Genomic DNA, 24,360 nt, shown 5'->3' on the forward strand with positions numbered 1-24,360 from the left:
TATGGTGTCAAAAACGATTCATTGTTGTATTTTTAAATGTAAGGCATATTTGAGGTAATACGCAAATGTATCTTACCTCCCTGAGTTGAGTAAGCAGTCGTGAAAAATTCTAAGAAGTCGTTCATGCATGTGCTGGTCGCATCTATGATGTTCAGCCTAAGTTCTGTCAGTTTTGCTGAACTTGTCATCAATCCTTCCTCTGGGAGCGACGGTCAGGCGACCTTAAGTTGGTCTTCGGAGCAAGCCGATCAATTCTTAAATGGTGATCTGGAAAGTACCAGTGCGAGCGCTCAGGCTGCGCCAGAGAGCTATGTTGCTGAACCTACTCCGCCAGGTTCAACGAAAATTACCACTACAGTGCGTAGTAGCAATGGTGTTGCACCTGCTTCCACTGCGCCTAAAACAGTCCGTATTTTAGATACCTCTGCTTATAGCAACCAACCATCAGTTAATGCACGTGCGGCTTTGGTGATGGATGCGCAAACAGGTGAAGTGCTGTATAGCAAAAATACCAATGTGGCATTACCTATTGCATCTGTGACCAAGGTGATGACTGCCGTGGTGACTTCTGATGCACGTTTGAATATGTCTGAACAAATCACTTTGCAATCGATTGATTTTGCAGGTGCAGCAGGTAAAAACTCAAGCTCAACTTTGCGTGTGGGCGACAAGTTAAACCGTGCCGAAGCGTTACTGTTTGCATTAATGAAATCTGAAAATCCTGCAGCAGCAGCGTTGGCACGTACTTATCCAGGTGGGAAAAATGCCTTTGTAGCCGCAATGAATGCTAAAGCGCGTGAATTGGGCATGCATTCTACCCGTTTTACCGAAGCAACAGGCTTAGACCCACGTAATGTATCTTCTGCGCGTGATTTGGGTATTTTGGTCAGCACCGCTTCGCAATATGGTTTGATTCGCCAATTTTCAACCACGCCAACCTATGACTTTAACTTGGGTTATCGTGTTTTAAAATCTAACAATACCAATGCACTGGTACGTAATGGTGGTTGGAATATTAATCTGTCTAAAACAGGCTATATCAATGAAGCAGGGCGTTGTGTGGTGATGCATACCACTTTGAATAACCGTCCTGCAGTGGTGGTGCTTTTGGGTGCAGATACTTCACAAGCACGTACCAATGATGCAACTCGCTTAATGAGTTGGGCAAGTCAGTTACCTAAACGTATTTAAGAGCACATTCAGCTTGGAGCGTTGAGTTATCAATCGTATGACTCAACTTCCGTTAAAGTTGCATGATTCCAAATACAAAAAAACCTGCTAATGCAGGTTTTTTTGATCACGATTCAAAACTTACATGTTTGAAAGGATAGAGTCTTTTACTTGTTGCATTGTAGCATCAATAGAGAGCATCACCGCATCTGCACATTGTTTCATTGCAGTGTCAGGATCTTTCAGACCGTTACCTGTTACGGTACATACAATCACAGAACCTTCTTTGATTTTACCTGCTTTGATGTCGCGCATTGCACCACCAATAGACGCAGCAGATGCAGGCTCAACAAATACGCCTTCATACATTGAAAGCATGCGTTGTGCTTCTAAGATTTCAGCATCAGTTAGCTCATCAAACCAACCTTCTGAATCGCGTACAACGGCTTTGGCATGGTTCCAGCTTTGTGGGTTACCAATACGAATTGCAGTTGCAACAGTTTCAGGGTTTTCTACAGGCGCACCACGTAAGAATGGTGCAGCGCCAGACGCTTGATAACCCACCATGATTGGGCGGCCTTCAGGGTTTGGACCTGTGAATTTGTCCGTTGCTGCGTCATAGACCACTTGCTCGAATTGATCGGCAGATTGGTTGGCAACCGCTTCGGTATAACCCATCCAGTGTGCAGTAATGTTGCCTGCGTTACCTACAGGTAAGCAGTGGTAATCTGGTGCACGACCTAACTCATCTACAATTTCATACGCAATGGTCTTTTGACCTTGTAGGCGGTAAGGGTTGATCGAGTTCACAATGGTCACAGGTGCTTGGTCAGCAACTTCTTTAACTAGACGCATACCATCGTCAAAGTTACCGCGGATTTGCATGGTGATGGCACCGTACATCATCGCTTGTGCCATTTTACCCATGGCAATTTTGCCTTCAGGAATTAAAACGAATGCTTTGATGCCTGCACGTGCAGCATAGGCAGCAGCAGCAGCAGAAGTATTACCTGTAGATGCACAGATAATGGCTTTTGAACCTTCTTCAACTGCTTTAGTAACTGCCATGGTCATACCACGGTCTTTAAATGAACCTGTCGGGTTTAAGCCTTCATACTTCACATAAATTTCAACATCTTTACCAATAATGCGTGGAATATTCTCAAGCTTAATCAGTGGCGTGTTTCCTTCGCCTAGAGAGATTGCACGTGTGGTTGCAGACACTGGTAAACGGTCACGATAACGGTCAACTAAACCAGTATAACGATTGGCATTCGACATGATGATGTTCCAATTGTGTGTAGAGCTTGGCAAGGGGAAATACTCCCCTTCACCCGATTAATTATCAAGCGATTCTAAACGAATTCGTACAATTTCGCCATGAATGGTTGGCAATGCTTGAATTTGTTGTAACGCTTCATCCATTTTTGATTCTAGGACTGGGTCAGTCAGAATCACGATAGGAATAAGGTCTTTTAAGCGTGATTGCTGCATGATGGCATCAATACTGATTCCCGCGCGGCTTAAAATAGTGGTCACATCAGCAAGTACGCCAGTTTGGTCTTCGGCATTAATGCGAATGTAGTAACCCGTGGTCATTTCTTCACGGCTTAAAATTGGCAAGTCGGTTAAGGCTTCAAATGCCAATTGCGGAATTGTACCTGCGCCATCTTCGGTATAAGAAATGTCACGGACAATATCAACGACATCGGCAACTACCGCAGAGGCTGTTGGGCCTGCACCTGCACCTGCGCCATAATAGAGCGTTGGACCAACCGCATTGGCTTGTACCAAGACCGCGTTTTTCACGCCATTAACATTGGCAATCAATTCTTCTTCAGGAATTAAAGTTGGGTGAACACGCAGTTCAATGCCTTTGTCGGTACGACGGGCAATACCCAAGTGTTTGATGCGGAAACCGAGTTCTTCGGCATATTTCACATCTTGCGCGGTCACTTTGCCAATACCTTCGGTAAAGACTTTGTCAAACTGTAGCGGAATACCAAATGCACATGAAGCCAAAATAGTCAGTTTGTGAGCAGCATCAATACCTTCGACGTCAAAAGTCGGATCGGCTTCGGCATAGCCTAATTCTTGTGCTTCTTTCAGTACGTCTTCAAATGCACGACCTTTTTCACGCATTTCACTTAAAATGAAGTTGCCTGTACCGTTGATGATGCCTGCCAACCATTCAATTTTGTTGGCAGCCAAACCTTCACGGATGACTTTAATAATTGGAATACCACCTGCAACCGCAGCTTCATAGGCAATTTGTACGGCATTGTCTTCAGCTGCTTTAAATAGCTCATTGCCGTGTTCTGCAAGTAGGGCTTTGTTGGCTGTCACTACTTGTTTGCCGTGCTTCATGGCTTCCATGATCACGTCATAAGCAGGGTGAATACCGCCCATCACTTCAACCACCACGTCTACATCGGGTTGACGGACAATGTCCATCAAGTCGGAGCTTTGCTTGACCGATTCAGGCAAGTTTAGGTCAGGACGCGGACGACGTGTTCCCACATAAGTGATTTCAATTTCACGACCGGTGCGACGTCTAATCTCAGCAGCATTTTCTTTTAATAGTTTAAGGGCACCACCACCCACAGTACCAAGACCGAGGATTGCCAGACGAACTGGTTTCACGTCACACTCCATATTTTAATAACTTTAAGCAAGCCTAGATCATAGCTAAAAAAACGCGCTGACTCTAGGGCAGATCTCACTTATCTTCACAGTATAAAAAAAAGTAAAATAACGCATAAAAAATCGTTATTTATATTGGCCTCATAGATGCTACGTCTTGGTGTATTGGGATGATGCAGCATCCACAGATCCGCTATTTTTATTTGTCTAAGCGCTTGATCAATTCAGCGGTAGACAGGTAGCCGCCTAAATATACGCCTTCGGCATTATAAATCGCAGGTGTGCCATTGACGCCCATATTTAAGCCCAATTGATACTGAGCACGAACAGGGTTTTTACAGTTGGCAGGTGCAATTTGTGCGCCATTCATGACCTGATTAAAGGCAGCGTGACGATCTTCGCTACACCAAATTGCTTCCATAGCAGGCATGTGCTGTTCACCACGCGGCCAAGCAATGTAACGGACTTCAATGCCTTTACCATTCATTTCATCCATTTGTTCATGTAGACGATGGCAATATGGACAGCTGACATCGGTAAATACATAAATGACGTGTTTGGTTTTGCCTTTGGCAGGGAATACCAATAAATCTTCCTGTTTTAATTCAGCAAAAATTTTCTTGTTCACGCCTGCTTGCAGGTTTTCACTGACGTTATGTAGTTCTTTGTCACCTAAACGGATCACATCGCCCTGAATAATGTATTTGCCATCACTGGTGGCATAGACCGATGACATGCCTTCAAGACTCACCCAAAATAAATTTGGAACTTCAGTGGCTTTAATGTCGGTAATTTTGGCGTTGATACCTGCAGTTTTAAAATGTTGCTGCAAGGTTGTACTTAAACGCTGTTGTGCATTGCGTTCAATTAGGGTTGATGCTTCACCCGTTGCAGGCGCACTGGCGGTGAGTGTGGTTTGCTTTTTATCTTCATTGTTTGCATTTGAACATGCGGTGATTGCAAAAGCACTTGCCAGTGAACAGGCAATCAAAAGTGTCGAGCGGGTAAATGTCATAAACAACCCTTTCTTGTTGGCATAAAAAATAGAGCGTTAGCATAACAAAAAATATTCGTGATCGTTAGGGTCTGTTGCCATTTCATAAATGGCTTACGTTCATAGATGAAGTGTCAACAGACCCTATGCTTCTACGTCGTTTTTGTTTTTTTAAGCCCGTGGATGATGCTGGGCATGCAATTGCTGCATACGGATTTGTGCGACGTGGGTGTAGATTTGTGTGGTGGATAAATCACTGTGCCCGAGCAGCATTTGTACCACGCGTAAATCTGCCCCATGATTGAGTAAGTGTGTGGCAAAGGCATGTCTTAACGTGTGTGGTGATAACTCGGCTTGAATGCCTGCTTGCAGGGCATAGCGTTTAATGGCATACCAAAAATTTTGTCGGCTCATAATGCCGCCATGCACCGTTAAAAATAGATAATCGGTAGCACTTTTATACAGTTGCGGACGCGACTCGGTTAAATATTTTTCTATCCATTCACAAGCGACTTGTCCCATAGGCACCAAACGCTCTTTATTGCCTTTACCTACAATTCGTAAATAGCCTTGTTTCAGGTTGATCAACTCTAAGCGTAAATTCAGCAATTCCGTCACTCGTAAACCGCAAGCATATAAGACTTCAAGCATGGCACGATCTCGTAATCCGAGTGCAGTGTTGATGTCAGGAGCGTGAATTAAGGCTTCAACATCGGCTTCAGATAAATCTTTGGGTAAGGCACGACCTAATTTTGGAGTTTTATGCGCAGCAACAGGGTTGTCAGAACGAAGTTTGTGTTCTCTTAAAAATTTATAAAAAGAACGTAGCGCAGATAGGCAGCGTGCAATAGAGCGGGGGCTTTTTTGTTGTTTGGTGAGTTCGATGAGTACATCTGAAATATCGTCATGATTCCATTCAGGCATGGGTTTGCTGACATAGTCGCTGCATTGAATTAAATCGGACAGATAGGCATTGCGGGTATGCGGGCTGACACTTTGTGCGATTAAATCGTTGCGATAGCCTTCCAAAAAGCTCAAAGCTTCTGGAATCTGTATTGCAGCAGGAATACGAGGTTTTTTGTTCAGCATAGGAATCACAGGCGAAATCACAAAATTAATTGAGAAATTCGATAATAAGCAGCGTTATTTTCTACTCTAATCCAATTCAGCAGGGCTGTCGATGTGATATAAAGCATTTAAATGTAAGTCGACCTTATTTGTTAATTGTTCTCATTTGCATGTTATAATGTGCAAAATGGTATAGGAATTTCACGGTGCGTTTGTCAGAACTTAAAGCAAAACAAACAGCCATCATCCGTCAGGTATTACGTACTGCCGATGGTGCAACATCCCTAAATGATTTGGTTGCGAATCGCTTAGAAACGTTAGGCTTTGTGCCTGGGACGCCTGTGCAGGTGATCACTAAAGGTATTTTTGGTGGAGATCCGATCTTAATTCAAGTGGGATTTACCCGATTTGCCTTGCGCAAAGTAGAAGCTCAACGCATAGAAATTGAGCAAGGAGCATCTGCATGAGCGATGCCTTACGTATCGCACTTGTAGGGAATCCAAACTGCGGTAAAACTTCTTTATTTAACCATTTGACAGGGACGCGTCAGAAAGTTGCAAACTATGCGGGTGTTACCGTAGAGCGCAAGCTTGGGCAGTTCAGCTTGCCTTCAGGGCAAGCGGTGCGGGTTTTAGATTTACCAGGCACTTACAGCTTAGAAGCCACCAGTCCCGACGAAGCCATTACTCGAGATGTGGTACAAGGCAAAATAGCCGAAGAAGGTCAGCAAGATGCCTTTCTTTGTGTCGTGGATGCCACCAACCTGAAATTGCATTTGGGCTTGGTTTTGGAAATGATTGCACTGGGTCGTCCGATTTTGTTGGTACTCAACATGATGGATGAGGCGCGTCGTCGTGGCATGCAAATCAACACGCAAAAATTGTCTGAGCGTTTGGGTGTACCTGTGGTGGAAACCGTGGCAGTGCGTGATTCAGGTATTCAAAACTTAATGCATGCCTTAGATCAGGGCAAATTTGCTGTTCCGCAGACAGAATTGACAGGCTTAACAGGCAGTCAGCATCAACGGATTCAAACCATTTTGCATGATGTGGTGCACTTTGTAGATGAAGAAGACAAACGCTCCGACTTCCTCGATAAAATTTTTTTACATCCTGTATTCGGTTTAGTCAGCCTTGCGGTGATGATGTTTGTTGTCTTCCAAGCGGTATTTGCTTGGGCTGCACCGTTTATGGATGGCATCGAAAGTTTATTTGGCTGGCTAGGTGAAGTGATTGGCGAAAACATTAGCCATCCCTTGCTGAACAGCTTGATTGTGGATGGCATTATTGCGGGCGCAGGCGGTGTGGTGGTGTTCTTGCCGCAAATTTTAATTCTGTTCCTGTTTATTTTAATTTTAGAGGAATCGGGTTATTTGCCACGTGCCGCATTCTTGCTCGATAAGCTGATGTTTAGCGCAGGTTTGAGTGGTCGTGCCTTTATTCCATTGCTGTCTAGTTTTGCCTGTGCAGTGCCAGGCATTATGGCAACACGTAGTATTGCTGACCCACGTGATCGTTTAACCACGATCATGGTTGCGCCATTGATGACTTGTTCCGCACGTTTGCCAGTATATGCCTTATTGATTGCGGCGTTCATTCCAAATCAAACCGTCTGGGGCATGTTTAATTTACAAGGCTTGGTGTTATTTGGTCTGTATATGGCGGGTATTTTAAGTGCCTTGGGCGTATCTTTTGTGCTTAAATTTTTGCAAAAAGATAAATCTGAGCATGTCTTGTTGATGGAACTACCGAGCTACCGTTTTCCAGACCTAAAAAGTGTTTGGATTGGTTTGCTAGATCGCGCCAAAATTTTCTTAAAGCGTGTCGGTGGCATTATTTTTGCACTGTCGATTTTATTGTGGTTCTTGTGTACGTTCCCGCAGCCGCCTGAAGGCGCGACCATGCCTGCAATTGACTATAGTTTTGCAGGGATGCTGGGGCATGTATTACAGCCAATTTTTGCTCCTGTGGGCTTTAACTGGCAGATCGTGATTGCCTTGATTCCTGCGATGGCAGCGCGTGAAGTGGTGGTGGCTGCATTAGGCACAGTCTATGCCTTATCTGCAGTGGATGAAGATGCCATGTCCCAAGGTTTGGCTGCTTTAATTAGTGGTGGTGGTGAACTGGGCTGGTCATTGGCAACGGGTTTATCGTTATTGGTGTGGTTTATTTATGCACCGCATTGTTTGGCAACTTTAGCAACGGTAAAACGCGAAACAGGATCATGGCGTACGGTCAGTATTATGACCTGCTATCTATTTGGTTTGGCTTATTTCATGTCATTCCTGACTTATCAAACGGCATCGTATTTGTTGGGTTAAGGCACATGCCTGACCTACAGGAGTAGATGAACATGGTTGAAATTTTAATTGTTGCTGCATTGGTACTGTGGAGTGCTGTAGTAGTCTTTAAAAAAGTCTTTCCCAAGACTTCTGGCGCAGTTTTTCTAAAACTCTCCAATTTCTGTACTGAAAAAGGCTGGCATGGCTTGGCCAAATGGCTAAAACCTGCAGCCGCGGCAGGCTGTGGCGGCAGTTGTGGTTGTGATTCTCAAGATCAACCCGCAGAAAAGAAAGTTGAAGTTCAAGCGGTGAAGTGGAAATAGGCTTGTTTATTCACTTTAGCAATATTCTTTTTAAAAACCGTCTGCAATATGACGGTTTTTTTACGCACTGACACAAAAAAACTGCAGGAACTGCAAACAGAAAAAGCATTCAAAACAGCAAAGTGCTACTATTTTGTCTGTTTCAAAATTAGCGCACAAAATGGGGCAAAAATGTTAATACAACGTGGTGGATTAAAAGTCGTTGCAGGACTTGGTATTTCTGGTGTTGCAGCCGTTAATTTTTTACATCATCAGGGTTACCGCGTTGCTGTGACAGATTCTCGCCCCACACCTCCAGGGCATGACCAAATTCCTGCCGAAGTAGAAACTCGCTTTGGTCAGTTTGATCAGGATTTATTGCTGTCTGCAGAAGAAATTGTGATTAGCCCAGGGCTAGATCCAAAACTCCCTGAAATTCAGGCTGCGATGGCGCAGGGCATTCCTGTGGTGAGTGAAATTCAGATTTTACGTCGTGCGACCGACAAACCTATTGTGGCAATTACAGGGTCTAATGCGAAAAGTACCGTTACCACACTGATTGGTTTAATGGCAGAGCAGGCAGGCAAAAAAGTCGCGGTAGGTGGCAATTTGGGACGCCCTGCGCTGGATCTGATCAAAGATGATCCTGAACTGTATATTTTAGAACTCTCCAGTTTTCAGCTAGAAACCACCTCGAATTTAAATGCAGAAGTGGCGGTAGTGCTGAACATGAGTGAAGACCATTTAGACCGTCATGGCGATATGTTCGGTTATCACACCGCCAAACATCGTATTTTTCAGGGTGTGAAAAAAGTGGTGTTTAACCGTGATGATGCTTTAAGTCGTCCGTTAGTGCCAGATCAAACCCCTATGCAAAGTTTTGGCTTAAATGCGCCTGACCTAAACCAATACGGCTTATTAAAAGATGATGATGGCAGCATGTGGTTGGCACGTGGGCGTGAGCGTTTATTAAAAAGCACCGAGATGTATATTCAAGGCACACACAATATTGCTAATGCATTAGCGTGTTTGGCATTGGGTGAAGCCATTGGTTTATCTATGCACAGCATGCTGGAAACGCTGAAAACCTTTAAAGGTTTGGAGCATCGTTGTGAATTCGTCAAAGAATTACATGGGGTGCGTTATTATAATGACTCCAAAGGAACCAACATCGGTGCAACTTTGGCAGCTTTAGATGGCTTGGGTGCAGCAATTCAGGCACAAGGCGGTAAGGTTGCGATTATTTTAGGTGGGCAAGGCAAAGGGCAGGACTTCACTGCGCTACGCCAATCATTGCAACAATATGCCAAACTGGCAGTGTTGATTGGTGAGGATGCTACGAAAATTGAAACAGCAGTTGCGGGAACAACCCAACTCTTAACTGCAGATACCTTGCAACAAGCAGTTGAAATCTGCCAACAACATACACAAGCGCATGATGTGGTGTTATTGTCACCTGCATGTGCAAGTTTTGATATGTTCTCGGGCTATCCAGAACGTGGTCACAAGTTCGTTGCTTATGTCAACGCACTGGTATAACAACAATAAGGTGTGAGATATGGCTGGCTTTGCTCAGACAACAATCAATAAACTCAATCAGGTCTATGAGCGCTGGTTACCCAAACTGCCAGCGGAAGTGAATGTACGCAATGTACTGATTTTTAGCGTACTGGCGCTGTTATGTATTGGTTCAATCATGGTGGCATCGGCTTCTATGCCTTATGCCGAGCGCATGCATGAAAATGCCTTTCACTATGTATTGCGTCATGGCATTTCTATTGTGGTGGCATTAATCGCTGCCGTGATTGCCTATAGAGTGCCGCTGAATACCTGGTTTAACAACACCTTCTTTCTGTGGATTGTGACCATTGCCTTGTTGGCTGCAGTGTTGCTGGTGGGTACTGAAGTCAATGGTTCTAAACGCTGGATTCGGGTCGCAGGTTTTACCCTGCAAGCTTCCGAAGTCGCTAAAGTGATGATGGCCATTTTTACTGCTGACTATGTGGTGCGCCGTGCCGAAGAAGTGCGTAATAACATTAAAGGTCTGATTCGTCTTGCAGTGATTATGGCAGTCACGGTAGGTTTGGTGATTGCAGAGCCTGACTTGGGGGCGACCGTGGTGATTGCCTTGACCATGTTAGGGGTCTTCTTTTTAGCTGGTGCGCCATTAATTCAGTTTGGTATTGCCTTTGGCGCGATTATTGCCGCCTTTGTGTTTTTGGTGGTATTTGAGCCTTATCGTTTTGAGCGTTTAATGTCGTTCTCAAACCCGTGGAATGACCCTTTGGGTGTCGGTTATCAGTTGTCTAACGCCTTAATGGCATTTGGACGCGGTGAATGGGCAGGCGTAGGCTTGGGGCATAGTATCCAGAAAATGTCCTATTTACCTGAAGCACATACGGACTTTATGTTGGCTGTCTTAGGTGAAGAGTTTGGCTTTTTAGGCATTTTTGTGGTGTTGAGCTTGTCTTTTGCGATGCTGATTGCCTGCATTAAAATTGGTCATCGCGCCCTGAAAAACCAGTACTTACGTGCAGGATATTTGGCTTATGGCATCAGCATTATCTTCTTATTACAGATTATGGTGAATGCAGGCATGAATATGGGTATGTTGCCTACCAAAGGTTTGACTCTACCTTTTATTAGTTATGGTGGTTCATCGTTAATTATGTGTGCAGTGATGGTGAGTTTGATTCTGAAAATTGAAGCCAGCACGCATGAGATTAACCCTAGCCGTGAAGAATCCAGCTTCTAGAATTTATCCTTCTATTTCGCTTCTGGCTGAGCATGGTGCAAGACCATGCTTGGCATGACTGTTCCGCAGTGTAAGCACTTGACTGTAGTATTTTTTTGTTTAGACATAGGAAACAAGGGAATAAAAAATAAGGAAAAATATTGTCGTTGCTGTCTGAGTTCATAGCTACTGCGAGTGCGGCAAACGGGGCAGCTAAATTGACTTTTCTCGACCACTTTGGTTTTCGGTCCAACACCAAAAATAAAAAACATGACACAACCTCAAATGATCCATTTCAATTTGAGCATAACTGAATTTTAAATTTTATAAATAATAGCCGTGTAAAGCTGTGCCTGCAGGAATACGTGAAAGATCCCATTGCTGAATGGCTTGCGTAAGCATGCGTGCAGGGGTGTCTAATTCGACAGTGGCTTGATTTAAGGCAGTTAAAGCGGCTTGTAGCAGCTTCGGTGCTTGGGCTAAATCTAAAGCTTGTGCCAAGTTCTGTTTAGACAGTTTTTGCCCTTGTGCATTCATGGCTAAAGGCAGGTGCGTGTAGCTGAGTTTAGGGTAGCCTAACAGTTGCCCCAAATAGATTTGCCGTGCGGTGTTGTCGAGTAAATCTGCGCCGCGAACCACATGGGTAATGCCTTGCAAATAATCATCCACCACCACTGCCAGTTGATAATTGATAATGCCATCACGCCGTTTTAGGACAAAATCGCCCAAGTCCTGCGCAAGGTTGGAACATTGTTTGTCTTGCAGGCGGTCTTGAAAGCAAATCTCTTGGTCTGTGACTTTGACTCGAATCGCTTGATTGGCAAAATCTAAACCTAAATTGCGGCAAGTCCCTGCATAAATATGATTGGAGCCAAGCATTTTGCGGGTGCATTGACAGGCATAGACCAAGTCGCGTTGCTGCAATTGTTGCAACACGGCTGCATAGAGATCGAGGCGATCTTTCTGGAAAATAATTTCGGCATCCGGCTCAAATTGAAAGGCATCAATACAACGCAAGATATGATTTTCACTGCCAGGGTAAATGCGTGGGATGTCAGTATCTTCAATACGTACCAGCCAAGTGCCGTGCTGGGCTTTGGCATCGCAATAACTGGCAACGGCAGTAATGAGAGAGCCAAAATGCAAAGGGCCGGTTGGCGATGGCGCAAACCGACCTGAGTAGCGCGTCAGCGAAATATGATCTCGCTGCTGCGCATGGGGAGCATGCTCCGCTAAAGAATTTTCAACAGTCACAATTAACCGTTATTTTGCTTCTCTTTGATCTCTGCCAAAGTTTTGCAGTCAATACATAACGTTGCCGTTGGGCGTGCTTCTAAACGACGCAGACCAATTTCGATACCACAAGTTTCACAGAAACCATAGTCATCGTTTTTAATCGCTTCAATGGATTGTTCAATTTTACGAATCAATTTACGTTCACGGTCACGGGTACGTAATTCAATCGCAAATTCTTCTTCTTGTGTCGCGCGGTCATTCACATCAGGCAAAGCGGTATTTTCGTCTTGCATGGTGTTGAGTGTACGATCTACTTCTGACATTAACTCTTCTTTCCACGCCATTAAAATTTGACGGAAATGTTCGAGTTGTCCTTCAGACATGTATTCTTCATTCTTTTTCGGCTGATAAGGTGCAATACCAAATAAGCTAGCTGTAGAACCACCCTCTAAAGCCTTTGGCTTTGCCTTACGCACGCGTTTTGTAGCTTTTTCTTCTACAAGATCTGTTTGTTCGTCCAAGACTTGATTTTGGTTGTCATTCGCCATGTAGGGCATTCCTCATCATATGCGTAAGATTCATACGCGAAAAATATGGTGATATGCAAGTGTTTTTATCCACTCCCTCAGAAAGAATTCTCTCTTCGGGGGACGTCATCATATAGACTTTTTTTGATTATGGATAGTCTTTGATGTTTGGATGTGTTATCGCATTTTTTCGTTGAAGGCATAAAGTAAAGCAAAAAAAATAAAATGGAAAGTTAATAACCTGAAATTTCAAAATTTATTTGTTGTGTGACATGCTCAACCCGATGCACTTGGGTGCTAAAACTGCCATCTGCATTCAAATGTAACACACGGTAACCCGGTGCCTCAGGCCCAAGCGCAAAGTGCTGGCTATGTGGTTTAAATTGCACGCAGGTCGAAGGCGTAGAGTAAAATTGAATCCCTTGCCATTCATTTAATGAGTCTTGATGCACATGCCCACACAGCACCAATTTGACATTGTTGTGGCGTGCCAATACATCAATTAAGGCTTCGGTATTTTTAAGTTTGTGCTGATCTATCCAGTGCGATTGCATATCAAAAGGATGGTGATGACAGGCAATAATCACCTGCTGCTGCGCATGTTGCTGTAAAAGCTGATCTAACTGCTGTAATTGTGCTGCGTCCATCCAGCCATCAATCCGACCTTTAACCGCAGTATTCAGTAAAATGACACTCCAATTGCCCAACTCAATTGCATGAACTTGATTGGACTGTAAATGGAATGGAAAAACTGCGGCATCATCATGATTGCCCGGAATCTGGAAATGCGGCGTATTCAAAGTCTGCATAAACTGCAAATAACGCTGATAGGTTTCAGCAACAGGGATTTGTGCTAAATCGCCTGTATGGAAAATAGCATCGAGCTGCGGATATTGCTGTTGAATATCGTGCATTACCGCGTGAAAGCTGCGTTCAGGATTCATGTGCACAAACTCTAAATCTTCCTGATTCATGAGGTGCGTATCTGAAATTTGTACAATTGTCCAGCGTTGCTGGTGATTGTTTGAGAATAAAGTCATGCCTGACCCCTTAGACATCCTTCACGGTTTTAATTTGTTGTTGTAACCATTGCAATGCCATGATGACAGGTGCGTTTTTTAGCCGACCATTGGTCAGCAAGTTTGGAATTTCCTGATAATCAAGAATGTGTAATTGAATATTCTCTCCTTCATCTGGCATACCAAACACGCCACCTTCCTGTGGTAACGTGGTGCTCGCACTATATAAGTGGAACAGCTCTGCGCATGCACCTGCAGATGGATAAAAACTGAATAAATGTTGTAATTCTTTTAATTCACAGCCCGATTCTTCCAAAGCTTCACGACGAATGCAGCTTTCAGGTGATTCATTACCATCTAACACGCCTGCAATCACTTCGAGTTGCCAAGGCGAGTCGCAATCATCAATTGCACCAATACGGAATTGTTCAATCAGGGCAAATTTTTGTTGTGGTGCATCATAAATGAGTACCCCAGCCGCTTCAGGGCGTTGAATGAGTTCACGCTGAAGGACTGGGGTATATGTAGTTTGATTAAACAAGCGATGGCTCAGGCTGACTTTTTCAACCTGAATAAAACCACGATACAGGTATTCACGTTGGTGAATCTGTGCATCGTGTTGTCCATAAGTTGCTTGTTGAATAATCTTCATAAATTCTCATCAGGATGAGCAAAGCATAATTTCATCCTAACTGAGATTTTATTGAATACAAACGCTTTTTAAACAAATTAGAGCTTATGGTATAATTTTTGACCATGTTCCTGATAAGCGGTTTTCATGGCTTTGAGACCTGATTCGACCTCTGCATCTACTTGCTCCGTTTTGTTCGCAGCATTTTGATTTTGTGCATAATCTCTCACGTTTTGCGTGATTTTCATCGAACAGAACTTTGGTCCGCACATTGAACAGAAGTGTGCAGATTTATGCGCTTCTTTTGGCATGGTTTCATCATGCATGCTGCGTGCGGTATCTGGGTCAAGGCTCAGGTTAAACTGATCTTCCCAGCGGAATTCAAAACGTGCTTTAGATAAGGCATTGTCACGTGCTTGCGCGCCCGGATGTCCTTTGGCAAGGTCAGCCGCATGTGCTGCAATTTTATAGGTGATGATGCCGTCTTTGACGTCTTTTTTGTTCGGTAAGCCTAAGTGCTCTTTAGGTGTCACATAGCACAACATTGCAGTACCGTACCAACCAATCATCGCTGCACCAATTGCAGAAGTAATATGGTCATAACCTGGTGCAATATCCGTGGTTAATGGGCCGAGTGTATAGAATGGTGCTTCTTTACAGACTTCAAGTTGCAAGTCCATATTTTCTTTGACCATGTGCATTGGTACGTGCCCCGGGCCTTCAATCATCACTTGCACATCATGTTCCCAAGCGCGGTGAGTCAATTCACCCAAAGTTCGCAGTTCGCTGAATTGTGCTTCATCGTTGGCATCTTGAATACAACCCGGACGTAAACCATCACCTAAGCTGAACGATACATCGTAAGCTTTCATGATTTCGCAGATTTCATCAAAGTGTGTGTAAAGGAAGTTTTCTTCATGATGCGCCAAACACCATTGCGCCATGATTGAACCGCCACGCGATACAATACCTGTTAAGCGATTGGCCGTGAGTGGTACATAACGCAATAACACGCCTGCGTGAATGGTGAAGTAATCCACACCTTGTTCAGCTTGTTCAATCAACGTGTCTTTAAAGATTTCCCAAGTGAGGTCTTCGGCAATACCGTTTACTTTTTCTAAAGCTTGATAAATAGGTACAGTACCAATTGGCACAGGCGAGTTACGGATAATCCATTCACGAGTTTCATGGATGTTTTTACCTGTCGATAAATCCATGATGGTATCTGCGCCCCAACGGGTCGCCCAAGTCATTTTTGCGACTTCTTCATCAATACTTGAACCCAGTGCCGAGTTACCAATATTGGCATTGATTTTGACCAAGAAGTTGCGACCAATAATCATTGGCTCACATTCTGGGTGGTTAATGTTGGCAGGAATAATTGCACGGCCTTCAGCCACTTCCTGACGTACAAATTCTGGCGTGATTTCAGTTAAGTTTTTAGCCCCGAAGTTTTGACCTGGGTGCTGACGCATATCAACCCCTTCTCGCTGACGCTGGTTTTCACGAATCGCGATATATTCCATTTCTGGGGTGATGATGCCTTGTTTTGCATAGTGCATTTGGGTTACGTTTTTGCCCGCTTTGGCACGACGTGGCTTTTGAATGTGCGCAAAACGAATTTCAGCGGTGCGAATGTCACGTAAGCGTTCTTGACCAAATGCAGAACTCAGGGTTTCTAGTTTTTCAGTGTCTTGACGTTCTTCAATCCAGCTGTCACGAATGTTTGGCAAGCCTTTGTTCAGATTAATTTCAACATTTGGATCGGTATATACACCTGAAGTGTCATACACCATGAGCGGTGGATTGTGCTCACCGCCTAAACCTGTTGGAGTGTCGGTCAGTTCAATTTCACGCATTGGCACCTGAATGTCTGGGCGTGAGCCTTGAATATAGACTTTTTTCGATGCAGGCAAAATGCGGGTTAAATCTTTGGCATCTTGCTCGTGTTGAGCAGAAATATCAGCAGGGGATAGATTCGTTAATTGGTTCATTGCAATGATCCTGAAGAATGAAATCAACGAATCAAGCACGACCAAAAACAAGGGCAAACTGATCTGTTTTGAACAAGGGAACAATTTGGGTGCTATGTTTTTAGATGGGCTTGATTCCTACGCAGGTTTTAACCTGATCAGGTTCAACGGTACTTGGGTTTAAATCTGTGTTGCAGACCTTTGGGCAAACAACAAAGAATGGACACAATCTCAGCGAGGAATTACTCGCGCTCCGTCAAGCTGTATAAATAGTAGCACGTTGTTGGTATAAAAGCAGGCTTCGCGCGGCTTTTATTCTTTGATGCCTAATGACAAGTATTTGAGCTTTAAGCGACTTTGGATAATTAGCGAGTAATACAAACGGCATCACTAAAACAATCGCGTTTTGCATGGATGGAGATGTTCTTTAAATTTAAATATTGATGCAACTGTGCATGTACTAAAGCATCATCGCCATATTCACGCTGTTCACGTGCAGTGGGCTGTGCTGCAATTTCAGTGAGTCGTTGTTCACTGCTCATGTGTAAAAAGGCAAGGAATTTACGCGCTTGCTGTGCTAAGGGAGATTTTTGCAACTTTGCCAGTTTTTTAATTTCAAATAATACGGCAGGTTGGATACTGTATTCATCGACATAATCCTGAGAAACAGGACTGTTGGCTGTGCCTTTAAACAGCAGCAAGGCATACACTTCGGCTAGGTAACGTGCATCCCGTATAAAGTGACTTTTAGGATAACGCTGCACGTAATCTTCCCAAAATAAGGCGCGTTCTGCCAAATCGGCAGCATCAAGGGTGAGTCCACCATCACGCAAGCTGTGCTGCATATTGTCATTGGCCATTCTTTCAATAAAAATCTGCTCGGCATCGGGCATGTAAGGCGCAAAAATAATGGCTAAGTATTGTGGGCTACGACGATAAACCAACTGTGCTTCACCTGCATCGTATAGCTCTAAATAGGCTTGTCCCTTATGTTTCAATAAATATTGATCACGCAAGGCAAAGTTTTCAAAATGACTTTGCTGAATGGTCGGATGCTGTGCCATATCAAAAGCGTGTTGGTCAAAGGCAGCTTGTTCTGCAGCGCTGCGTTCTACATGCAAAAAGCGTTGATACATTTGGGTCGAAAGATTGAGCAAATTTAATTGCTCATTCAAAGGTAGCAACGGTAGGCAGACTTTTAAATCCTGATTAATTTGTTCTAGCGCAAACGTGGTGCGGGTATTGTCAATTTGCTGCATATTGTGCTGAATATTTTCACACATTTGGGTCAAATCCACAGGCTCGCTGGCACTGGCCTGTACCTTTGGTGGTTCAGCTACGGGAGGTGTATCTGAATTTTGGCAGGCGAGCAAATACAGACAACTGCCAAGCAGTAGGGCAAGTTTACTGGCGCGAAGAAATTTAACCATTACAGCAATTCAACATGAGTATTCATTCATCATCTAGTGCCTTCATTTAGGCACTATGGATTCCAAAAAATCAAAATGAGTCATTCATACCAAAATTCTAAATTTAAAATATCCGCTGTGAGGCACACGGTTTTAGAAGCTTGGGTCGAAGGACGAGGGGAGAGCTTGCATTGTAAAGTCAAAGCCACGGAGTAAATTGTAGTATTCTGCTAGAGTTTGGTTACATGCCTGTGAGTAAGTACCACTTTATGCAGCGATTGTTAGCACGTGTATGGCTTTGCTTAATTATTGCAATGAATTGAAATAATATGAAAAATTATCAAAATTAATGAAAATCATACGAAAAAAATGCAAATTCGCTTTAGTATGGGCGGTGTAAAAATACATTGCAGTAGGATTGACGAAATTACAGAGTGGGTTGATCGAAAAATAATGAAAAAAATGATGTTAGTGACATGCTTATGTTGGATGAGTTCAAGCGCTTTTGCTTTGGATTTAATGCAAGCCTATCAGCGTGCTCAAAATAGCGATCCGACTTGGCGCGCACAGCAATTACAATATCAGGCCGATCAATTAAATTTAGGGCTTGCGCAAGGCAATTTACTGCCAACTGTGACTCTGTCGGGCAATATCACCCGTAAAAGTCAGGAAATGAGTCGAGTCAATATTGCCAGTTCCTCGCCAGAGCTTTTAAGCAGTTCATCTTCAACTTCACGTCAAGTCGCGTTAACAGCACGTCAGCCTTTATTTCGTTGGGATGCTTGGCAAGCCCTGAAACAAGTCAAAACCTCGTTAAGCCTGAGTGAAGTCACCTTACGTTTACAACAACAGCAACATATTTTGAATGTATCAGAAGCGTATTTTAATGTGCTGAGACAGCAGTCTTTAACAACAGCATATTTACAAGAAGAAAAAGCTTTGTTGGAACAGCTCAATATGATGAATGCCAAACTGCGTGAAGGTTTGGTGGCTAAAAGTGAAGTCAGTGAAGCCAATGCGCAATATCAAAATGCACGAGCGAACAGGATTGGAACACATGTGCAGTTGGTTTTGGCACAAGAGCAGTTGGCACAATTGATTGGGCCATATCAAGAAAGTTTGGCAGTTTTGCGAGATGACTTTCAATTTCAAAAACCTGTGCCTGAAAGTTTAGAGGCATGGTCGCAATTGGCACAAACTCAAAATTTGGCTATTCAACAGGCACGTTTGCAGCGACAATATGCCGAAGATGCACGTCGGGTTGAACAAGCAGCACGTTATCCGCAGGTAGAAGCTGTGGGCAGTTATGGTTATGCCAAACAAAGCCCTGAAAGTATCATGTCGCCCGATGGTCAGTTCGACCAGGTCGGGATTGAAATGAACTGGAATGTGTTTAGCGGTGGGCGGGTCAATAAAAATGTGCAAAAAGCAGTGGTTTTGGTACAAAAATCTGAAGCCGAGCTAGATGCAGCAATCCGTAAAGCCAATACCGATGTGAAACAGGCATATTTACAAGTCGAAACTGATCAAGCCAAATTGCAGGCGCGACAGGCTGCAATGAATTCAGCAGATTTAGTGGCACGAGCATCCAAAGCGCAATATCAGGAAGGTTTAAAAACCATGGTGGATGTACTGTTGGCACAGCGTAACGCCTTTTCTGCCAAGCAGGATTATCTCAATGCACAGTATGACTATTTGAAGCATGTGTTACAGTTGAAAGCAGCCGTTGGGCAATTGACTGAACAAGATGTGCAGGAAATGAATGCTTGGTTGATTCGGAAAGCCATATAGGGTCTGTTGACATTTCATAAATGGCTTGCGCTGTAGGCTAAAACTGAGCAGATCAGGCATGAAACGCAGGGAATAGCGAGACTATTGCCAAGTTTCATAACGCAATCTGAGAAAGTTTTAGCCACATGAGCAAGAACAAAGCGTTGCTTTGTTTGCTGCGCAAGGGGGCGAGCATATTTTTGCTACTATTGCTTTATGAGTCAGTCATTTAGAATGACTAAATTTCCTGTCCCATGCCTTATATCAGCTAAAAAATATGCGTTGCCGCAAACATAGACGAAATGTCAACAGACCCAAGTCATTTTGTCATCTGAATGGCTTATGCTGTTTAAAGACAGAAACGATCAGACTTGAGAGTTTGGTGAGAAAATGTCATAAAAACGTCATCATTGCTGTGCTTTAATATTCAATCATTGCGTCAGTCTATCCTTTTGTTGTGGAGTGTATTCCTTGAGTACGAATAATCCTGTGTTAAGTCACCATATTTCTTCTCAGTTCAATGAAGATTTGCAGGATGTAAATACCAAATTTATGGCCATGGGTGGTTTGGTAGAGCAGCAGGTTGCCAACTCGATTCACGCACTCTTGGATACCGATGCAGCCTTGGCGGTAGAAGTTCAGTTCCAAGACAATGTTGTCAATCGCATGGAAACCGAAATTGATGAAGCCTTAACGTTGATTTTGGCGCGTCGTCATCCAGCCGCAATTGATTTGCGTATGGTGATTGCCATGTCTAAAGCCAATACTGACTTAGAGCGTATTGGTGATGAAGCTGCAAAAATTGCCCGTATTGCCCAAAACTTATGTGAAGAAGGTGGTTCGCCACGCGGCTATATGGAAACACGTCATATTGGTAACCAAGTGCGTGTCATGATTCACGATGCACTGGATGCTTTTGCACGTTTAGATGTCGATCAAGCACTGCGTGTTTTACTTGCCGATGCCGATATTGACCGTGAATATCAATCTGCAACACGTACTCTAATGACGTATATGATTGAAGATCCGCGTCATATTTCACGTGTGATTAATGTGATGTGGGTGTTACGTTCGTTAGAGCGTATTGGTGACCACGCACGAAATATTTCAGAACAAGTGATTTATATGGTCAAAGGTTTTGACGTACGTCATACCAGTGTCAAAGAAATTGAAGAAAAAGTACAGGAACGCTAAGTTCAGCTTTTTTGAATATTCAGCCTCATCTAATGATGGGGCTTTTTTTATGGCTTGAAACAGCCGAAATTTTGGATAAAAAAAATCTCAGACTTTGGGGGAAATCTGAGATTGAAATCGGGGATATTTATTATAGTGAGAGATAATTGCTTATCTCCTTGAAAATAAGTATAGGAAAATCACACTCAAGAATCATGTGGTTTATTGTAGTGGAATGTAGCGTTTTATATACAAATGTATTTTTAAATTACATTATTTTTAGTGTGATTATTTTTAAAACTATTCTTTTTGAAATCAATAATTAATCTATTGTTAAGTGTTTTGTTGTGACTATAAAATATACGCTTCAATCGAGAAATAAAAATAGGAAATTAGCTTAATTTTTTGAATCTATTTTCATTTATTTAAAACATTGTTGCGGCAACTCATAATCACAAATGGCATAAAAAAAGAGCCTTCATAAAGACTCTTTTAATTGTAAAATAAACAAGGTTTGAATTTTCCAAAATGAAAAAACAGTACTTGGATTAGTTTTGAGGTTTTAAGCCTTCTGCGACTTCCAAACTGGCATCATTGTTGAGAAACTTCTCACGTTGTTCTTCCAAAAACTTTTTCGCTTCAGGTTCAAACACATTTAAACGCTTTTCATTAATGAGCGTAGTTTGGTGTTTGAGCCATTCCTGCCAAGCCTGTTTAGATACCGTTTCAAGTAATTCTTGACCTTTGGCACCCGGAAAAGGAGCGAAATCCATCGCTTCCATGTCGGTTTGATATTTACGACAAAATACTTGTTTAGACATCTCTCACTTCCTGATTATGCATAAAGTTGAGCAAGACGTGTTTGAGCACGTTCAATTGCCGCTGCAACTTGTGCAGGCGCTGTACCGCCAATATGATCACGTGCATTTACAGAGGCTTCAAGGGTCAGTGCTTTTTCAAATACATCAGCTTGAATTAAATCTGAGAATTGCTGTAATTGTTCTAGGCTAAGTTCAGACAAGTCTTTGCCTTCTTGTACGCCCAATGCTACGGCTTTACCTACAATTTCATGTGCATCGCGGAATGCCACGCCATTTTTTACTAAGTAATCTGCAAGGTCAGTTGCCGTAGAGAAACCACGTAATGCAGCTTCACGCATTTCTGCAATGTTTGGTACTAAAGCAGGAATCATATCGGCAAATGCCATGAGCGAGCCGCGCACGGTATCAATGGCATCAAACAAAGGTTCTTTGTCTTCTTGGTTGTCTTTGTTGTAGGCAAGCGGTTGACCTTTCATCAGGGTCAACAGACTCATTAAATCGCCATAAACACGACCTGTTTTACCGCGCACCAATTCTGGTACGTCTGGGTTTTTCTTCTGCGGCATAATGGATGAGCCAGTGCAGAAACGGTCTGGAATATTCACAAATTTGAACTGTGCCGATGTCCATAAAATCAGTTCTTCAGACATGCGCGACAAGTGCATCATAATTAAAGATGCAGCAGCGTTAAACTCAATCCCGAAATCACGGTCTGATACAGCATCTAACGAGTTTTCAGATACAGCTTCAAAGCCCAACAATTCTGCGGTAAAAGCACGGTCAATTGGGTAAGTGGTACCTGCCAAAGCGGCAGAACCCAAAGGCATACGATTAACACGTTTGCGGCAGTCAATTAAACGCTCAGAGTCACGTACCAACATTTCGAACCATGCCATAAGGTGATGACCAAAAGTCACAGGCTGTGCGGTTTGTAAATGAGTAAAACCAGGCATAATGGTATGCGTGTTTTTGGCTGCCAAGCTTAAAATGCCGTGTTGTAATTTTTTTAATAATTCTAAAATGGCATCAATTTCGTCACGGACATACAAACGAATATCGGTTGCCACCTGGTCGTTACGGCTACGACCTGTATGTAATTTTTTACCTGTAATGCCAATACGTTGAGTAAGGCGTGATTCGATGTTCATGTGGACATCTTCAAGGTCAATACGCCATTCAAATTGACCTGCTTCAATTTCAGCCTGAATGGTATTTAAACCTTGAATAATATCGTCACGCTCTTCAGTCGTAAGTACGCCTACTTTGGCAAGCATCGTTGCATGCGCAATTGAGCCAGCAATATCTTGTTTATAAAAGCGTTGGTCAAATTGAACAGATGCTGTAAATTCAGCAACAAAAGCATCAGTCGCTTCAGAGAAACGACCGCCCCACATACCCGAAGTTTGGGCTTGTGACGGATTTGAGGAATTAGAAGATGTGGTCATATCGGCTCAATAAAGTAAAAAGCGGTGATTTGGACAAGAGTATAACAAATTCAGATTCACTTGCCGAAGAACAAGCCAATCAAACTTATGCTGATACGCAGGCAGAACAAAATTATGTGTATTTTTTTACGAAAATAGGGCGTTGGCAATATCTAATTGAACTATTTATTGGCAGTAATGCTTTGGCAATGGTCTTGGCTTTGGCTGAAGCACAGGGCTGGCAAGGTTTAAGTTTTACTCGGGTGCTACAATATATTTTGTATATCAACTGGGTGGTATTGTGTTTTGCGGCTTTGGTTGAATTTTTTCAGGCACGTTTTTTACGCATGGGCTTGGCGCTATCGTTTATGGTGAGTTTTATCTTGCTGCAAACCATCGTATTGGTCACGACACTCAGTTTAAATACCTTATTGCATTTTGGGCAAAATTTTCATTTACAGCAGTTTAGTCTGGCTGAACTCATGCATGGGATTGGACTGCATTTGAGTTATGGTGTGATTTTGGGTGCGTTTTGTTTTCGTTATATCTATGTCCGAGAACAAGCTATTCAGCAGCGGCATAGCGAATTGCAAGCGCGGGTGCATGCTATGCAGGCCCGTATTCATCCACACTTTTTGTTTAACAGCTTAAATAATGTGATCAGTCTAATTGCAATTGATCCCGATAAAGCCGAGCAAATGTTGCTCAATTTGTCGCGTTTATTTCGTGCCAGTTTGCAGGAATTAAAACTGGTGAGCCTGAAAGATGAGATTGAACTTTGCCAGCGATATTTAGAGATTGAACAAATTCGTTTGGGTGATCGGTTGGCGGTAGAATGGAAAATTGAACAACCGCAACTGCTCAGTCAGGTACAAATTCCGTTATTAACTTTACAACCCTTGCTAGAAAATAGTATTTTTCATGGAGTTGAAAAAGTTTTAGCAAAGAGTACGATAAGTATTTTGATCGAAATATTGCAAAACCAAGTCAATATTGTCATTACAAATCCGTATGTCAGCGATAAAATAAATTTAAGATCTGGACATGGGATTGCACTGCAAAACGTGGAACAGCGCTTAAAAGCGTATTATGGGCGCAGTGTTACTTTCAAAAATTATGCGGGGAATGGTATGTACACCACGGTGCTGCAATACCGTTATAAATAAAATAAGCTGTGATTGCTCT

At 43.1% G+C, this 24,360-nt stretch carries 22 protein-coding genes and 1 riboswitch; of the genes, 9 read left to right on the top strand and 13 right to left on the bottom strand.

Annotation, left to right across the window (positions count from 1 at the left end; translation table 11 throughout):
* The first annotated feature begins 99 nt into the window (after positions 1-99).
* Complete coding sequence (locus FTT91_RS09345) at positions 100-1,191, top strand: serine hydrolase (protein ID WP_131260992.1); 1,092 nt, start codon at positions 100-102, stop codon at positions 1,189-1,191.
* A gap of 120 nt (positions 1,192-1,311) precedes the next feature.
* On the opposite strand, the gene thrC is transcribed toward FTT91_RS09345, so the two are convergent.
* The 4 genes from thrC to xerD all read right to left on the bottom strand — a co-directional run bounded on the left by thrC (position 1,312) and on the right by xerD (position 5,896).
* Positions 1,312-2,451, bottom strand: coding sequence for a threonine synthase (gene thrC, locus FTT91_RS09350; protein WP_004975706.1), 1,140 nt, complete (start codon positions 2,449-2,451; stop codon positions 1,312-1,314).
* Between the two features lie 57 nt (positions 2,452-2,508).
* Complete coding sequence (locus FTT91_RS09355) at positions 2,509-3,813, bottom strand: homoserine dehydrogenase (RefSeq protein WP_004975708.1); 1,305 nt, start codon at positions 3,811-3,813, stop codon at positions 2,509-2,511.
* 199 nt (positions 3,814-4,012) lie between these two features.
* Positions 4,013-4,828, bottom strand: coding sequence for a DsbC family protein (locus FTT91_RS09360; RefSeq protein ID WP_004975709.1), 816 nt, complete (start codon positions 4,826-4,828; stop codon positions 4,013-4,015).
* Positions 4,829-4,978: 150 nt separating this feature from the next.
* On the bottom strand, positions 4,979-5,896 hold the full coding sequence (gene xerD, locus FTT91_RS09365; protein WP_004975712.1) for a site-specific tyrosine recombinase XerD: 918 nt from the start codon (positions 5,894-5,896) through the stop codon (positions 4,979-4,981).
* 185 nt (positions 5,897-6,081) lie between these two features.
* Between xerD and FTT91_RS09370 the strand changes: the two genes are divergently transcribed.
* From FTT91_RS09370 to ftsW, 5 genes are all read left to right on the top strand, one after another.
* Positions 6,082-6,342, top strand: coding sequence for a FeoA family protein (locus tag FTT91_RS09370; RefSeq protein ID WP_019838134.1), 261 nt, complete (start codon positions 6,082-6,084; stop codon positions 6,340-6,342).
* Positions 6,339-8,195, top strand: a complete 1,857-nt coding sequence (locus tag FTT91_RS09375) for a ferrous iron transporter B (RefSeq protein WP_180169309.1) — start codon at positions 6,339-6,341, stop codon at positions 8,193-8,195. The genes FTT91_RS09370 and FTT91_RS09375 overlap by 4 nt, the downstream gene beginning before the upstream one ends.
* Positions 8,196-8,227: 32 nt before the next feature.
* On the top strand, positions 8,228-8,479 hold the full coding sequence (locus FTT91_RS09380; RefSeq protein WP_004975717.1) for a DUF6587 family protein: 252 nt from the start codon (positions 8,228-8,230) through the stop codon (positions 8,477-8,479).
* 171 nt (positions 8,480-8,650) lie between these two features.
* Positions 8,651-9,997 (top strand): UDP-N-acetylmuramoyl-L-alanine--D-glutamate ligase, encoded by a 1,347-nt coding sequence (gene murD / locus FTT91_RS09385; protein WP_104853279.1) that lies wholly within the window; start codon positions 8,651-8,653, stop codon positions 9,995-9,997.
* 19 nt (positions 9,998-10,016) lie between these two features.
* The gene (gene ftsW / locus FTT91_RS09390; protein ID WP_004975720.1) at positions 10,017-11,213 is read left to right on the top strand and encodes a putative lipid II flippase FtsW; all 1,197 of its coding nucleotides are present in this window, start codon (positions 10,017-10,019) and stop codon (positions 11,211-11,213) included.
* A gap of 11 nt (positions 11,214-11,224) precedes the next feature.
* On the opposite strand, the gene FTT91_RS09395 is transcribed toward ftsW, so the two are convergent.
* The 7 genes from FTT91_RS09395 to FTT91_RS09425 all read right to left on the bottom strand — a co-directional run bounded on the left by FTT91_RS09395 (position 11,225) and on the right by FTT91_RS09425 (position 18,008).
* Complete coding sequence (locus tag FTT91_RS09395) at positions 11,225-11,464, bottom strand: zinc-ribbon domain-containing protein (protein ID WP_104852920.1); 240 nt, start codon at positions 11,462-11,464, stop codon at positions 11,225-11,227.
* A 52-nt stretch (positions 11,465-11,516) separates the two neighbouring features.
* On the bottom strand, positions 11,517-12,446 hold the full coding sequence (gene gluQRS / locus FTT91_RS09400; RefSeq protein ID WP_004975723.1) for a tRNA glutamyl-Q(34) synthetase GluQRS: 930 nt from the start codon (positions 12,444-12,446) through the stop codon (positions 11,517-11,519).
* 2 nt (positions 12,447-12,448) lie between these two features.
* Positions 12,449-12,976 carry an RNA polymerase-binding protein DksA gene (gene dksA, locus FTT91_RS09405; protein ID WP_004975725.1) on the bottom strand — a complete coding sequence of 176 codons (528 nt, stop codon included), beginning with the start codon at positions 12,974-12,976 and terminating at the stop codon, positions 12,449-12,451.
* Between the two features lie 212 nt (positions 12,977-13,188).
* Positions 13,189-13,995: a 3',5'-cyclic-AMP phosphodiesterase gene (gene cpdA, locus FTT91_RS09410; RefSeq protein ID WP_004975727.1), complete on the bottom strand. Its 807-nt coding sequence runs from the start codon at positions 13,993-13,995 to the stop codon at positions 13,189-13,191.
* Between the two features lie 10 nt (positions 13,996-14,005).
* Positions 14,006-14,626 carry an NUDIX domain-containing protein gene (locus FTT91_RS09415; RefSeq protein WP_004975729.1) on the bottom strand — a complete coding sequence of 207 codons (621 nt, stop codon included), beginning with the start codon at positions 14,624-14,626 and terminating at the stop codon, positions 14,006-14,008.
* 77 nt (positions 14,627-14,703) lie between these two features.
* A complete protein-coding gene (thiC, locus tag FTT91_RS09420) occupies positions 14,704-16,599 on the bottom strand; it encodes a phosphomethylpyrimidine synthase ThiC (RefSeq protein ID WP_179988993.1) in 1,896 nt (631 codons plus the stop codon).
* A gap of 97 nt (positions 16,600-16,696) precedes the next feature.
* Positions 16,697-16,844, bottom strand: a riboswitch (TPP riboswitch).
* Between the two features lie 99 nt (positions 16,845-16,943).
* Positions 16,944-18,008 (bottom strand): hypothetical protein, encoded by a 1,065-nt coding sequence (locus FTT91_RS09425; protein WP_180169310.1) that lies wholly within the window; start codon positions 18,006-18,008, stop codon positions 16,944-16,946.
* 432 nt (positions 18,009-18,440) lie between these two features.
* Here FTT91_RS09425 and FTT91_RS09430 point away from each other — a divergent pair, with 432 nt between their 5' ends.
* Both FTT91_RS09430 and phoU read left to right on the top strand, forming a co-directional pair.
* The gene (locus tag FTT91_RS09430) at positions 18,441-19,778 is read left to right on the top strand and encodes a TolC family outer membrane protein (RefSeq protein WP_104852922.1); all 1,338 of its coding nucleotides are present in this window, start codon (positions 18,441-18,443) and stop codon (positions 19,776-19,778) included.
* Positions 19,779-20,228: 450 nt separating this feature from the next.
* A complete protein-coding gene (phoU, locus tag FTT91_RS09435; RefSeq protein ID WP_004975736.1) occupies positions 20,229-20,951 on the top strand; it encodes a phosphate signaling complex protein PhoU in 723 nt (240 codons plus the stop codon).
* A gap of 527 nt (positions 20,952-21,478) precedes the next feature.
* Here the strand turns inward: phoU and FTT91_RS09440 are convergent.
* Positions 21,479-21,751 carry an oxidative damage protection protein gene (locus FTT91_RS09440; protein ID WP_004975738.1) on the bottom strand — a complete coding sequence of 91 codons (273 nt, stop codon included), beginning with the start codon at positions 21,749-21,751 and terminating at the stop codon, positions 21,479-21,481.
* Positions 21,752-21,765: 14 nt separating this feature from the next.
* Positions 21,766-23,196 (bottom strand): argininosuccinate lyase, encoded by a 1,431-nt coding sequence (gene argH / locus FTT91_RS09445; protein WP_171458207.1) that lies wholly within the window; start codon positions 23,194-23,196, stop codon positions 21,766-21,768.
* Between argH and FTT91_RS09450 the strand changes: the two genes are divergently transcribed.
* On the top strand, positions 23,187-24,341 hold the full coding sequence (locus FTT91_RS09450) for a sensor histidine kinase (RefSeq protein ID WP_131260983.1): 1,155 nt from the start codon (positions 23,187-23,189) through the stop codon (positions 24,339-24,341). The genes argH and FTT91_RS09450 overlap by 10 nt on opposite strands.
* Positions 24,342-24,360 lie beyond the last annotated feature (19 nt).

It is taken from the genome of Acinetobacter sp. YH12021 (genome assembly GCF_013420145.1).
Lineage (GTDB): Bacteria > Pseudomonadota > Gammaproteobacteria > Pseudomonadales > Moraxellaceae > Acinetobacter > Acinetobacter towneri.